The following is a 13,884-nucleotide window of genomic DNA, read 5'->3' as shown; positions in this document are numbered from 1 at the left end:
CTCTGACCTGCGGATATGACCTGCTCCGGGATGCTGTCCCCAGGTTGTCCCCAGCACGGTCCCGGGACGGGCGGCATCCATGCCCAGTTCATCCCCAATTCGATCACCAGGCCGGTTCGCCACGGGCCCTGCGGCCGACCTACTGTCGGTCGTGCCGGTACGCGAGCGCCGTGCTCCCCGGGTCGCGCCCGCCGCGGCCAGTCGGGCACCACGCCGGCCGGCAGATCACCGACGACGGTCGCGAGTGGGCGGTACGCACCACTCGCGCGTCGAACGTGCGTTCGGTACTGTGTCCACCGGGGGTGACGCTGCGTATGGCTCTGACGGACGATCGTCCCGGCAACAAGCCCCGTGCGGTCCGTGATGGCGAGAAGGCGCCCGGATCCGGCGAGAGCGCGACGTTCGACCGTCAGCCGCCGCAGGACCTCACGGCCGAACAGTCGGTGCTCGGCGGCATGTTGCTGAGCAAGGACGCGATCGCCGACGTCGTGGAGGTGCTGCAGCCGGAGGACTTCTACCGGCCCGCCCACCAGACCGTCTACGAGACGATCCTGGACCTCTACAGCCGCGGCGAACCCGCCGACGCGGTCACCGTCTCGGCGGAGCTGCAGCGGCGCGGCGAGCTCGTCCGCCTCGGCGGCGCGCCCTACCTGCACACCCTCATCGCCACCGTGCCCACCGCGGCGAACGCGGCCTACTACGCCGAGATCGTCGGCGAGAAGGCGGTCCTGCGACGGCTGGTCGAGGCCGGCACCCGGATCGTGCAGCTCGGCTACCACGGCGCCGACGGCGGCGACGTCGACGACGCGGTGGACCGCGCCCAGGCCGCGGTCTACGAGGTCACCGAGCGCACCACCACCGAGGACTACACGGTCCTGGAGGAGCTCCTCCAGCCCACCATGGACGAGATCGACGCGATCGCCTCCCGGGGCGGCCAGTCCACGGGTGTGCCGACCGGCTTCGCCGACCTCGACCAGGTCACCAACGGTCTGCACCCGGGCCAGATGGTCGTCGTCGCGGCCCGGCCGGGTCTGGGCAAGTCGACCCTGGGTCTGGACTTCGCCCGCTCCTGCTCCATCAAGAACGGCATGACCAGCGCCTTCTTCTCGCTGGAGATGAGCAAGTCCGAGATCGTCATGCGTCTGCTGTCGGCGGAGGCCCGGATCCGGCTGGCCGACATGCGCGCCGGCCGGATGTCGGACGAGGACTGGACGCGGATGGCGCGGCGGATGTCGGAGATCTCCGAGGCGCCGCTCTACATCGACGACTCGCCGAACCTGACGCTCATGGAGATCCGGGCCAAGGCGCGGCGGATGAAGCAGCGCTACGACCTGAAGCTGATCATCCTGGACTACCTGCAGCTGATGACCTCGGGCCGCAAGGTCGAGTCACGTCAGCAGGAGGTCTCGGAGTTCTCCCGGCAGATCAAGCTGCTGGCCAAGGAGCTCGAGGTCCCGGTGGTGGCGATGAGCCAGCTGAACCGTGGTCCCGAGCAGCGCACCGACAAGCGGCCGATGCTGTCGGACCTGCGTGAGTCCGGCTCGATCGAGCAGGACGCGGACATGGTGGTGCTGCTGCACCGTCCCGACGCGTTCGAGCAGGACGACCCGCGTGCCGGTGAGGCCGACCTGATCCTGGCCAAGCACCGTAACGGCCCGACCACGACGATCACCGTCGCCCACCAGCTGCACTACAGCCGGTTCTCCGACCTAGCCCACGGCTGAGGCCGGGCGGGACGCGGCGTGCGTCCCGGGCCCGGTGCGTGCCGGCGTGCGGGTGGGCCGGTCAGGTGGTGCCGGGCCGCGCCTGCGGACCAGTGGTGGCCGCGACGGCCAGCGCGAGGGCGGCCACGATGATCCCCGCGACGACGACCGGCACACTCACCAGCACGGCGCCCAGCAGCAGCACGACCAGCGCGACCCCCAGCAGCATCGTCGGGAACGGCCCCGAGCCGTGCACGGTGCGCTGGTCGCGGGCGAACCCGGCGAGCAGCCGTCCGCCGTGCCGGGCCGGGGCGTGCAGCGCGGTGTTCAGCGCGGAGAACCGGCGGACCAGTCGCGGGTCGGTCCGGCGCAGCTGCACCTCGATCTCCTGCAGCCGACGATTCTCACGCTCGCTCAGCACCCCGACAACCCCTCGCGTCCGTGTCCCGGCAGACACGGTCGTGCCGCCGTCCGGCACGGGGCGTCGTCGATCCGGCCTGGTACCGACGTTACGTGACCGATTCGTGATCTCGGCGACCGGGCCGACCGGCTCACATGCGCCCGTCCTCACACCGGGGGGCGGCGCCCGGGGTCACCAGAGGGAGACGCGGTCCCGGCGGGGGCCTGCGGGGGCGCCGAGGCGGGCGATCAGGGCGGCCCAGGACCGTGCGGTTCCCGGTGTCCGGGACGGGCGGGGGCGCAGCCAGCGGACCGCGAGGTCCGGGTCGTCCGGGTCGACGTCGAAGCGCTCCCGCCGCGGGAGCCGGGTGACACTGCGGAGCTCGACGACGGTCCCGCTCGCGACGGACTGGACGCCGTAGAGGCAGCCCGGCGGGACGAGCAGCCGCTGCGGGCCCTCGATCAGGGCGACGGCGAGCCGGCCGAAGGTGCCGCCGTCCGGCCGGGCGTCGATGACGACGGCGTAGCCGCTGCCGCGGGGGACGCCGAGCAGCATCGCGTCGCCGGGGTGGCCGAAGAGGCCGAGCACGGCGTCGTGGGCCGGGCGGCGCCGTCGTCGCACGGTGAAGGGGGCGAGGTCCGGTCCGGAGGCGCCTGTCGCGGTCGGGTCGAGCAGCAGTGCGCCGGGCACCACGGTCCGTACGACGTCCACTCGACCTCCTTCGGGTCCGGTCACCGCGTGCGACGGGCGCACGGTGGGCTGCGGTTGCGGTACCGGAGGTGACAACGAGCGGCCCCGGTCCCGGTGACGCAGCGCGAGTCCGCGTTGCTCCGATCGAGTGCACAGCGGGCAGTCGGGCGCCGATCCTGTCACGGCGACCGGTACGCCCACGACGAGCGAATGTGCCGATCGAGGACCCGCCGCGGGGTACGTGGTGCCATGTCCGTTGTGGTGCGCGGGCACGGTCGTGCTCGACCCGGGGCCGCGCCGTGTACGCGGGGGTGGACCCGGGTACACAGCGTCCGACCGCCGAGGCGCGGTCACCGATCGGGGGAGCATGGGGGTTGCGGTTACCCTCGGATCGGGGAGGCGACATGCGGGTCGACTCGGCGAGTTCGAGGCCGCCGTGATGGACGTGTTGCGGAGCGGTGTGGGCCCGTGCCGGGTGCGCGACGTCCGCGCCCGTCTGGCCCCGGCCCGCCCGCTGGCTTACACGACCGTCATGACGGTGCTCGACAACCTGCACCGCAAGGGCTGCGTGCGGCGTGAGCTGGAGGGTCGCGCCTACCTCTACACGTCGGCCGCGAGCCGCGAGGAGGAGACCGCGCGTGCCCTGCGCGACCTGCTCGACGGTCCGGGCGACACCGAGGCGGTCCTCCTGCACTTCGCGCGCTCGGTGACCGAGCGCGAGTCCGCCGTGCTGCGCGCCGCCCTCCAGAGCCCCGACCGCGGCTGACACCGCCCTCCCGGGTCCCGACCGCGGCCGACACCGCCCTACGGAGTGAGTGCGGCCGACAATCGCCTCCCGGGGCCGAACCGGTCCGGTCCGGACCGGGGCCGGCGGCGTCGGGGCCCCGGACCGGAGCGGGTCAGGCCGCCCGGTCGCGCTGCGGGCGGGACCGCAGCCAGGCCGGACGGCGGCTCGCCGGGGCGGGGCCGTCGTCGTCGCGCTCGGCGGTGCGGGTGATGTTGCGGACCATCCCGCCGAACACGATCCCGTGGAACGGCGCGACCGACCACCAGTACAGGTAGCCGGCCAGGCCGTGCGGGATGAACACCGCGCGCTGGTGGTAGATCGACCCGCCCGGACGCGGGCGCACCGACATCTCCAGCCAGGCCCGGCCGGGCACCTTCATCTCCGCGCGCAGCCGCAGCAGCCCCTCCTCGGGACCGCAGTCGCTGCCGGCCGGGCGGGGCCCGCCGGGCTCGATCATCCGTTCCACCCGCCACCAGTCCAGCGCGTCGCCGGTGCGCAGGTCGTGCGGGTCGCGACGGCCGCGGGACAGCCCGACACCGCCGACCGCGCGGTCCATCCAGCCGCGCACCGACCAGGCCAGCGGGAACGAGTACCAGCCGCGCTCGCCGCCGATGCCCTCGATGACCGTCCACAGCCGTTCCGGGGTCGCGTTGCAGGGCTGCTCGCGCTCGTCGAGGTAGACGTCGCCGCCGGCCCAGTCCGGGTCGCTCGGCAGCGGGTCGGACGGAACGTTCTCCACGGTCGCGCCGGACCAGCGGGTCTCCACCTCGCCGTCGGTGATGCGGGACAGGGCCAGCTCGACGGCCCGGTCGTAGCCGATCAGGCCCTCCGGCGGGTCCGGCACCCAGCCCTTGAGGTCGTTCTCGGTGCAGACGACCTCGTGCACCAGCGACTCGATGAGCGGTGTGGCGATCGACTTCGGCACGGGGGTGACGATGTTGATCCAGTGCGCCGACAGCGACGGCGTCAGCACCGGCACCGGGACCACCCGGCGTCGCGGCAACCCGGCGACGCGGGCGTAGCGCTGCATCATGTCGTAGTAGGTGAGGATCTCCGGGCCGCCGATGTCGAACGTGCGGTTCAGCTCGGCGTCCGGGGCGTCGATCTCGGCGACCCGGACGAGGTACCGCAGCACGTCGCGCACCGCGATCGGCTGGATCTGGTTCCGCACCCAGCGCGGCGTGATCATCAGCGGCAGTCGTTCGGTGAGGTAGCGCAGCATCTCGAAACTGGCCGACCCGGAGCCGAGGATCACCGCGGCCTGCAGCACGACCGTCGGTACCCCGGAGCGCAGCAGCGTCTCGCCGACCTCCACCCGCGACGCCAGGTGCGCCGACAGCCCGCCGGGCGGCGTGTCCGGGTGCAGGCCGCCCAGGTAGACGATCCGTCGCACCCCGGCCGCCCGCGCCGCCTCACCGAGGATGAGCGCGGCGCGCCGGTCGGTCGCGGCGAAGTCGGAGTCCGACAGCGAGTGCACGAGGAAGTAGACGACGTCGACGTCCTCGCAGGCCGCGCGGACGCTGCCCGGGTCGAGCAGGTCGCCCTGCACGATCTCCGCGTCGGCGGCCCACGGCACGTCGGCGAGCTTGTCCGGGTTGCGGACCAGGCAGCGCACGTGGACCGGGCCCGCGGACGGGTCCGGGACGAGGTCGGGCTCGGGACCGCGGCCCAGCAGCCGGGGCGCGAGCCGCCCACCGATGTAGCCGGTCGCACCCGTCACGAGATAACGCACGTCGCGATCGTCCCACCGCAGGCCCTGTGCGGCAGGGCGTGCCGCACAGCCGGGCAGGGCGGGCGGTGGGTTCGCCTCGCGGGGGCGCAACGGATCCACTGCCCGCGGCGCGACCTCGCGCGACGCGACCAGGGACCGCACCGCGGCGGTGAGCACGGCCAGCAGCGGGACGGCGAGCAGCGCGCCGGCGATCCCGGCGACGACCACCCCGACCGCGACGCCGAGCGCCACCGCCAGCGGGTGCAGACGGACCGCCCGGCCCATCAGCAGCGGCTGCAGCACGTGGCTCTCCAGCTGCTGCACGGCCAGCACGACACCGAGCACGATCAATGCGGTCACCGGTCCCTCGGTCGCCAGCGCGACCAGCACGGCGACGGCGCCGGTCAGCACCGCCCCGATGACCGGCACGAACGCGCCGAGGAACACCAGCGCGGCCAGCGGCAGCACGAACGGCACCCCCGTCGCCCACAGGCCCAGGCCGATCCCGAGGGCGTCGACGACGGCGACCAGCACCGTCGCCCGCACGTAGCCGACGAGCGAGGCGAACCCCCGCCGGGCGGCGACGTCGACCCGCGACCGGCGGGCCCGCGGGGCGAGCAGCCGGACGAAGCCCCAGATGCGGCGGCCGTCGTAGAGCATGAAGATCAGCGCGAACAGGCAGAGCGCGAACCCGGCGAGGATCTCCCCGACGGTCGCGGCGGTCGTCACCGCGCCGGAGGTCAGCGTCTGCTGGTTGTCGCGCACCGCCTGCAGCACCTGGTCGCCGAGCACGCCGACGTCGATCCGGAACGGCGTCGCGTCGGCGAGCCCCTGCAGGGAGCCGACGTTGTCGGTGACCTCCGCGACGACCTGCGCGGTGCCGTCGACCAGGGTGCTGACGACGGCGGTCAGCAGCCCGCCGAGCGCGGCCAGGCCGCCGACCATGACCAGCGCCGTCGCGATGCCGCGGGGCACCCGCCGTTCGTGCAGCCACCGGACCAGCGGGGCGAGCAGCGCGGTCAGCAGCACCGCGATCGCCATCGGGACGACGATCACCCGCAGCTCGATCACCAGGAACACCAGCAGCGCGAGCCCGGCGGCGATGACGAGCATCCGGGCGACGGCCTCGGAGGCGATCCGCAGCGGGCGCGGGATCTCCGCCGGCGGCGTGGGGCGGTGGCGTGGTCCGGCGGCCCGCGCCACCGGGTCCGCGAGGTGCGACCCGGCCCCGGAGTCGGAGAGGGCGGCGCGGTGGTGCTCGGCGGTGTCGTCGGGGTGCGTGTCGTCGGAGTGGGCCGTGGCGTCGTGGGTCCGGGACGCACCGGGACCCTGGAGGTCCACGGTGTCGTCGTGAGGTGCGCGATGGGCAGGGTCGTCGTCGTGCCGTGGGCGTGGGATACCGCGCCCGGCAGGAGCGGCGGGCCGCCCGGTCCGCTCCGTCATGGCACGGACGGTACGGCGGACCGGCCGGTGCGGCTCGGTGCACGCACCGGTGACGGCCCGGCCCTCCGCGCACCCCACCCCGGTCGGTCCAGCATCGGATCGGACGGAGCAGCGCGCTCGCCCGCTCTGTCACTCTCCGTCGAACTAAACCCGTGTAGTCGACACACCGCGGACCGGACTCGGCACGACGGAGTGGTGAGATGGTCACTCATCGTCGCGTGGTGGCCGCGACGTGCCGAATCGTGGCCACCGGGCCTATTGCGAGAGTCCGTCGCCAACATCCACCGACGCCCTGAAACCTGGACCGTGGCTACCGACTGCTCCAAGAGGAGTCCGGATGAACACTCTCCGTAGAAAACACGCGGAGTCTCCGACGAGTCGTGCCACTCGTACGAGGGGACCTCGCCACGAGAACTGTCACCCCCGTTTCCCCACTCAGGTGTCACCCGTTGACCGGGTGAGTGGGCTGAACGGCGGTACGAGATGTACGCGATACGGACCAGGCCGTGGGTCCTCACATCTCAGGCGAGCAGGAGGTACGGCGGGTGTACGAGTTCGACAACGCTGCGGGTGGCCTCGAGTCGTCGATCCGGGCGCGGCGCGCCGCGCAGGAGAGCTGGCCGTTCCCCGGCCGGCACGAGTCGCACGAGGAGATCCAGGAGGAGACCCCGATCTTCCATGCCCTCACGGTCGGGGGCTGGCGGGACGGCCGGCGGAGCGGGGATGCCGGCAACGCCGTGCGTCGCGTGCACCGCGACACCGTCCGCACGACCCGCCGCGGTGGCGCGGTCCGGCCGACCGGCGACACGGTCGCCGCGTTCCACTCCGAGCCCGCACCGGTCCCGGCGCAGCCGGCCGGCCACGCGCCCCGGGTGCAGGGCGACAGCGCCTGGAACGCACCGGATGACGGCGCCATGGCGATGCTGCGCCGCCGTCGCGACATCGAGCGTGCCGCGGACCGGGCGGCGATCGCCGACCTGCTGGGCGGTGCCGGGCGGCACCGGCTGACCCGCTCGGCCTGAGCGGCCGAGCGGCGGACCGCAGGCCGTCCGGCCCGGCCGTTCCTCCGGTACGGGCAGCGCGGTACGGCCGTCCGGCACCGGATCGGGATCGGATCGGCACGCGAGGCAACCACGACACCCCCGGCGCGTCCCGGGGAGTAGTCGCACGCCACGGGCGTGCGGCCGCACGGCAGGACCGGTGGGGACCGGGAGCGCCGAGGACGCACCAGAACATCCCGCGGACACACCTTGGGACCGCGGGATGAGGTGACGACCGGCTGGGGAGCTGGGTCGTCAGAACGCAAGGCGAGGGCCGGGGCGATGGTCGGAGGGAGCCGACCACCGACCCGGCCCTCGCGCGTGCTGAGGCCACCGGCGCGGCGCGCACGACGCCGGTGACGCCGTCGAGCCGACCGGAGCCGTGGGGAGCGCGGTTCCGGGCAGAACGACGGGGTCGAGCCCAGGACACCCTCGTCCCGGACTCGCGTGGCGACATGATCACCACGGAGTGTGACCGTATCGGGCGGCCGTCCGGGTCACAAGGGGGCATTCGCAGCAGGTTCCGTCGTCCCATCCGGCACACCCGTCACCACGTTCACCATCGCCCCACCGGACGGTCGTACGACGCACCGCGACGCGTGCACGAATCGTTCCGCACGGTGACCCCCGGCGTTCTACCCTGCGAGGGATGAGCACCGATCCCGCCGCGACCGGCCCCCGGCGCACCGACCGCCCGCTCGACGAGGCCGGCGTCGTGACGGCCGTGCGACGGGCCGCGGAACGAGGCGCCACCGTCCGGCCCACCGGCGCCGGTGGGCGCGCCCCGGGACCCCTCGTCCGCACCGAGGACGTGCTGCTCGACGTGTCCGCGCTGACCGGCGTCGTCGAGATCGGCGAGGACACCGTGCGGGTGCGGGCCGGGGAGACCGTCGCGGACCTCTGCGTCGCCCTCGCCGCCGCCGGCCGCGCACTGGCCACCGTGCCCGACGCGCCCCGCGCCACCATCGGCGGCGCCACCGGGCTGGGCATGTACGGCGGTGCCCACGCCGAGGGCTCGCTGTCCGACCAGGTCCGCGCCGTCCGCCTGGTCGACGGCCGCGGCACCGTCCGCGACGTCACCGGGCCCGATCTCGACGCCGCTCGCTGCGGGCTCGGTGCGCTCGGCATCGCGACTGCGCTGGAACTCCGCACCGTCCCGCTCACCCGGCTGCAGGTGCACGAGCGCGCCGTCGGCATCGACGAGGTGCTCGGCGAGGACCTGCTGGTCGAGCACGCCTGGACCGAGTGCGACATCGCGATCGGCCCGTCGGTGCACGCCGGGTCCGCGGTGCTGCGCTGGGCCGAGCCGGAGCCCGAGGCGACCGGTCCGGTCGAGCGCGCCGGCTGGGGACAGGCGGTGTCGCGGCTGGCGTCGTCGTGGTGGTCCTCCGGGGTGGGGCTGCGGTCCGGGTGGCCGCCGCCGCAGCGCTGGGCGCCCGGCACGGCAGGGCCGCCGCACGAGGTCCTGCCGGACCCGCAGCCGTGGGACGCGGACCTGTCCGAGTGGGCCGTGCCGCGTGCTGCCCTCGGGACCGTCCTGCGCGAGCTGGGGGCTGCCGTCGCCGCGCGGGGGCGGGAGCTGCGGCCGGTGCGGGTGCGCACCGGCCGGGCCGAGACCGGCCTGCTGCACCCGGCGTCCGGCCGGGACACCGCCTACCTGCGGCTGCGGACCCGCGGACCCGCGGAGGAGCCGGTCCGCCGGCTCGCGGGTGCGGTCTGCGAGGACGCCGACGGGCGGCCGTGCTGGACCACCCGGCACGCCTGGGGACCGGACGAGCTCGCCGTCGCCTACCCGGGGTGGGAGGCGTTCCGGGACGTCCGCGACCGGTTCGACCCCGACCGCCGGTTCACCGACCCACACCTCGCGGCGGTACTCGGCCGCTGACGGCGGCGGTACCGCTCAGAGTTGCTCGCGCAGCCGCGCCGAGATCGACCGCACCGCGGCGAGCGACGCGCGGCGGTCGGCCAGGGTCGGCTCGCCCGCGTCGACGACCTGCTCGCCGCCCACCCACACGTCGTGGACGAGGCGGGAGCCGCCCGCCCACACCAGGTTCGACACGAGCTGGGCGTCGTCGGTGGGTGCGACGAACGCGGAGTCGTCGGTGTCGATGTGGACCACGTCCGCCCACCGCCCGGCCTCCAGTGCGCCGAGGTCGTCGCGGCCGATCGCGTGCGCGGCGTCCGCGGTGCCCATGAGCAGCACGTCGGCGGCGGTGAGGGCGGCGGCGTCGTCGGCCCCGACCCGCGCCAGCAGCCCGGCCAGCCGCGCCTGGTGCCAGAGGTCCAGGTCGTCGCAGGAGGCGGGGCCGTCGGTGCCCAGCCCCACCCGGACCCCGGCCCGGCGCAGGTCCAGCAGCCGGGCGGTGCCCGCCGCGAGCTTCGCGTTCGAGCCGGGACAGTGCGCGACGGCGACGCCGTGCCGGGCGTAGACGGCGATGTCGTCGTCGGACAGGTGCACCGAGTGCGCGGCCAGCACCCGCCCGCCGAGCGCACCGCCGGCGTCGAGCATCGCCGGCACCGAGCCGTGGGCCTCGCGGACGTGGGCGTCCTCGCCGCGGGACTCCGCGACGTGGGTGTGCAGCAGCGCCCCGCGCTCGCGGGCGGCCGCGGCGACCGACTCCAGGGCACCGGGCGGCAGCGTGTACGCCGAGTGCGGGCCGTAGCCGAGCTCGATCCGGCCGTCGTCGTCGGGGACGAGGCCGTGCGCGTCGATCCGGGCGGAGACGTCGTCGCGCATCTGCTCCCAGGACCCGAGCCGGTCCCACCCGGGCGCGGCGATGATCCCCGGGGTGAGCACGGCCCGCGACCCCGCGGTGCGGACGGCATCGGCCAGCGCGTCGGTGAAGAAGTACATCTCGACGCTGGTGGTGCAGCCGGTCCGTAGCAGGTCCAGGCAGCCCGCGAGCATCCCGGCGTGCACGTCGTCCTCGGTCAGCAGGCCCTCCGCGGGCCACATGACCTCGGTCAGCCACCGCATCAGCGGCAGGTCGCCACCCATCCCGCGCAGCAGCGACATCGGGGTGTGGCAGTGCGTGTTGACCAGGCCGGGCAGCAGCAGCCCGGGCAGCGGCCGCACGACGGCGTCGGTCGCCGGCGCGTCCGCGGCCGCGCCGAAGAACGCGATCCGGCCGGTGTCGTCGACGTCGAGGACGGCGTCCCGGACGACCGGGAAGCCGGGCGTGCAGGGCAGCGCGACCGGCGCGGTGAGCCGCTGGAGGACCGTCATGTCGTCGTGCCGGGTCAGCGTCGGTCGAGCAGCGAGCGCAGCGACCGGAACGGCGGCAGCCAGGCGCCCTCGTCGGGCAGGGTCTCCAGCGAGACGCGCGGCAGCGGCTCGCGGAACACGCCGTCGATGTCCTCGAGGTCGAGGAACGACAGCGTCTCCGAGGCCAGCGCGAACCCGGCGTACTCGCGGAAGCCGATCACCGTGACGTCGGTGCCGCCCTCGATGAGCTTCTCCAGCGGCTCCCGGAACGCCCGCCCGTCCCCCGAGGCGACGACGACGTGGCGCAGCCTGCCCTCGGCCGAGCGCATGCCGATGTGGGCGAGCATGTCGTCGTCGACGTCGGAGTCGTCGCTGGTCTTCGGCTTGGCGAAGACGGCGAAACCCACGTTGCGCAGGGCCTCGACCCAGGGCCGGACGATGTCGATGCTGCCCGGGGCGACGTTGGTGAAAACGCACGCCTCGGCCTCGGCCTCGGGGCCGGCGAGGTCCAGGAGCCAGCGTCCGACGGCGTCGAAACGGGGGCGGTAGGCCGAGGTGGGGCGGGCACCGAGCAGCGAACCGAGGCTCATGTCCATGTTCGGCGCGTCCCACACCAGCAGCACGCGCTCCTGCGGACCCGTCGGAACGCCGCGTCCGTGTTGCCCCGTCCCGCTGCTCATGCCGGGGAGCCTAGCCGTCGCCGCCCCGCTGGCCCGGCCCGGCGCCCACGCGGGTGAGACTGTCCCCATGGAGAACCCATCGGCCGAGCCGGAGCAGGTCGCCGCCCGGACCGCCGCGATCATGCGCGACGGTGACCGGGCGAGCCGTTCGGCGGGCGTCGACGTCGTCGCGGTCGCTCCCGGGCGGGCGACGGCGCGGATGACTGTCCGCCCCGACCAGGTCAACGGGCACGGCGTCTGCCACGGCGGCTACCTGTTCCTGCTCGCCGACACCGCGATGGCCTACGCCAGCAACTCCCACGGCGTCTCCGCGCTGGCCAGTGGCGCCGACATCGCGTTCCTACGCCCGGCGCGCGAGGGTGACGCCCTCACCGCCGAGGCCGTCGAGCGCGCCGCGAGCGGCCGGTCCGGGCTGTACGACGTCACCGTCCGCACCGCCGACGGGACGGTCGTCGCCGAGTTCCGGGGCCGCACCCGGCAGGTACCGGGTCTGAGCCCGGTCACCGCCCGGCCCGATCAGCCCTGACCAGCCTGGATCAGCCCTGGTCGTCGCGGGGCCGCAGGCCGTGCGGCTCCAGGAACGCCGGCCGCAGCTCCAGGTCGGGCTCGTCGTAGTAGCGGTGGAAGACCGGGGTCTGCGAGCCCGACATCGGCGGCACGATCCAGCTCCAGTCGGCCGGGCAGCGCCGTCCCGCGGCCTCCTCCTTCGCCAGGAAGGTCATGAAGCGCTCGGCCTCGCTGTGGTGGTCGGCCATGGTGACACCGTCGGCGTCGAAGGAGTGGGTGACCGCGCGGACCAGCTCGACCATCGCCCGGTCCCGCCACATCGTGCGCGCCGACCGGGTGTCGAGCCCGAGCCGCTTCGCGATCTCGGGGAGCAGGTCGTACCGGTCGGTGTCGGCGAGGTTGCGGGCGCCGACCTCGGTGTCGAGGTACCAGCCGTTGAACGGGGCGGCCGGGTACACGACCCCGCCGATCTCCAGCGGCATGTTGCTGATGGCGGGCACCGAGTGCCAGCGCAGCCCGAGCCGGGCGAACCACGGGTGCTCCGGGTGGCGCAGCGGGACCTCGTGCACGGCGTCCGGCGGCACGTCGAACAGCCGGGACCGCCCGTCCGGACCGGTGATCAGCAGCGGCAGCACGTCGAACCGGCCCGCCGGCTGCGGCCGCGGCCACCCCATCCCGACGACGTGGTCGGTGAAGTCGGCCTGGCCGGGGTCCCCTGTGACGGTGCCGCCGGGGTGGCGGTGCCCGGCGTAGCGGACGAGCTGGTCGTTGCGGATCCGCGGGCCGGGACGCCCCGGGGCGTCCGGCGCGAACACCGTCATCGTCGAGCGGATCTTCCCGCCGCGGGTGGCGGCGCGCAGGTGCCCGACGCTCTCCTGCGCGACGTCGGCCGGGTCGTGCAGGTGGCGCAGGTCGCGGACCTGCAGCGACTGCCAGTACAGGCGGCCGATGCAGCGCGCGGAGTTCCGCCATGCCACCCGGGCGCCGAACACCAGCTCGTGCATGGTGTGGGTGTAGGTGCCGGACCGGTCGATCTCGGCACGGACCTGGCGCAGCCGGTCCGCCAGCGGGACACCCGGCTCGGTCTCCGCGTACACCTGGCGCAGGAACTCCTCGGCCACGGCCGGGTCGACCGGGGCGGGATCCCGCTCGTCGGCGACGCCGGGGGGCGGCGGATGGCCGCCGGAGCGGCCGTGCCCGGTGACCGGGCAGCCGCCGGTGGCCTCCGCCGGGGGTGCGACCCGGTTCTCCGCCGGCGGCGTGATACGGACGACCGTGGTCGCGGCGCCCGGGCCGTCGACCCGGGTGAGGAGGTGCTCGCGGCCTCCCGCGGTCGGGCGCTGCGCGGACTCGGGCGGCCCCTGCTCACGGGCCGGACCCTGTTCCCAGGGCGCCGTCGGGGGCATCCATGGCCGGTCGACGACCGTCGTCGCCTCCACCCCCGTCCGCGCCATCGCGGTGGTCGCCTGCACGGGACCCTCGACCGGTCCGACCAGCGGGACCATCGACACCGACCGTCCGGACCGCTCCGCGGCGGACTCCCCCGGCGCCTGGCCGGGGCCCTGCCCCGGACCCGACGGAGCGCCCGACGGCGGGCCCGTCATGGGGCGGGGCGTCGGGCTCGGCCGGAAGCCGGCCGGTCGGTCGACCGGCCGCTTCGGTGCCGCGGGAGCGGGGTGCGAGTTCTTGCCGTGCTCCACCGTCGTCACAAGCGTCCT

At 74.7% G+C, this 13,884-nt stretch carries 11 protein-coding genes; 5 read left to right on the top strand and 6 right to left on the bottom strand.

Going from position 1 to position 13,884, the window contains the following annotated elements; translation table 11 throughout:
- Nucleotides 1–314: 314 nt before the first annotated feature.
- Nucleotides 315–1,724: a replicative DNA helicase gene (gene dnaB, locus XF36_RS27570; protein ID WP_060714208.1), complete on the top strand. Its 1,410-nt coding sequence runs from the start codon at nt 315–317 to the stop codon at nt 1,722–1,724.
- A 61-nt stretch (nt 1,725–1,785) separates the two neighbouring features.
- Here dnaB and XF36_RS27565 read toward each other — a convergent pair whose 3' ends face one another.
- Both XF36_RS27565 and XF36_RS32790 read right to left on the bottom strand, forming a co-directional pair.
- Nucleotides 1,786–2,124: a DUF3040 domain-containing protein gene (locus XF36_RS27565; RefSeq protein ID WP_060714207.1), complete on the bottom strand. Its 339-nt coding sequence runs from the start codon at nt 2,122–2,124 to the stop codon at nt 1,786–1,788.
- A 171-nt stretch (nt 2,125–2,295) separates the two neighbouring features.
- Entirely contained in the window at nt 2,296–2,814 is a 519-nt protein-coding gene (locus XF36_RS32790; RefSeq protein WP_060714206.1) for a dTDP-4-dehydrorhamnose 3,5-epimerase family protein, read from the bottom strand.
- 418 nt (nt 2,815–3,232) lie between these two features.
- Here XF36_RS32790 and XF36_RS27555 point away from each other — a divergent pair, with 418 nt between their 5' ends.
- Nucleotides 3,233–3,559: a BlaI/MecI/CopY family transcriptional regulator gene (locus XF36_RS27555; RefSeq protein ID WP_238589043.1), complete on the top strand. Its 327-nt coding sequence runs from the start codon at nt 3,233–3,235 to the stop codon at nt 3,557–3,559.
- Between the two features lie 133 nt (nt 3,560–3,692).
- On the opposite strand, the gene XF36_RS35375 is transcribed toward XF36_RS27555, so the two are convergent.
- Nucleotides 3,693–6,632, bottom strand: a complete 2,940-nt coding sequence (locus XF36_RS35375) for an AI-2E family transporter (protein ID WP_064485519.1) — start codon at nt 6,630–6,632, stop codon at nt 3,693–3,695.
- 647 nt (nt 6,633–7,279) lie between these two features.
- Here XF36_RS35375 and XF36_RS27545 point away from each other — a divergent pair.
- Entirely contained in the window at nt 7,280–7,756 is a 477-nt protein-coding gene (locus tag XF36_RS27545) for a hypothetical protein (protein WP_060714204.1), read from the top strand.
- 667 nt (nt 7,757–8,423) lie between these two features.
- Nucleotides 8,424–9,659: an FAD-binding protein gene (locus tag XF36_RS27540; RefSeq protein ID WP_060714203.1), complete on the top strand. Its 1,236-nt coding sequence runs from the start codon at nt 8,424–8,426 to the stop codon at nt 9,657–9,659.
- A gap of 15 nt (nt 9,660–9,674) precedes the next feature.
- Here XF36_RS27540 and XF36_RS27535 read toward each other — a convergent pair whose 3' ends face one another.
- Together XF36_RS27535 and XF36_RS27530 are read right to left on the bottom strand one after the other, a co-directional pair.
- Nucleotides 9,675–11,000 (bottom strand): amidohydrolase family protein, encoded by a 1,326-nt coding sequence (locus tag XF36_RS27535; protein ID WP_060714202.1) that lies wholly within the window; start codon nt 10,998–11,000, stop codon nt 9,675–9,677.
- Nucleotides 11,001–11,014: 14 nt separating this feature from the next.
- Complete coding sequence (locus tag XF36_RS27530; RefSeq protein WP_043277127.1) at nt 11,015–11,659, bottom strand: NYN domain-containing protein; 645 nt, start codon at nt 11,657–11,659, stop codon at nt 11,015–11,017.
- A 67-nt stretch (nt 11,660–11,726) separates the two neighbouring features.
- On the opposite strand from XF36_RS27530, the gene paaI reads away from it, so the two are divergent.
- The gene (gene paaI / locus XF36_RS27525; RefSeq protein ID WP_060714201.1) at nt 11,727–12,185 is read left to right on the top strand and encodes a hydroxyphenylacetyl-CoA thioesterase PaaI; all 459 of its coding nucleotides are present in this window, start codon (nt 11,727–11,729) and stop codon (nt 12,183–12,185) included.
- A 10-nt stretch (nt 12,186–12,195) separates the two neighbouring features.
- Here paaI and XF36_RS27520 read toward each other — a convergent pair whose 3' ends face one another.
- Nucleotides 12,196–13,875 (bottom strand): nitric oxide synthase oxygenase, encoded by a 1,680-nt coding sequence (locus tag XF36_RS27520; RefSeq protein WP_414706210.1) that lies wholly within the window; start codon nt 13,873–13,875, stop codon nt 12,196–12,198.
- Nucleotides 13,876–13,884 lie beyond the last annotated feature (9 nt).

Source organism: Pseudonocardia sp. HH130629-09, from assembly GCF_001294645.1.
Lineage (GTDB): Bacteria > Actinomycetota > Actinomycetes > Mycobacteriales > Pseudonocardiaceae > Pseudonocardia.
Note: the sequence above shows the minus strand (reverse complement) of the source record. Positions and strands in the feature narration are given on the sequence as shown.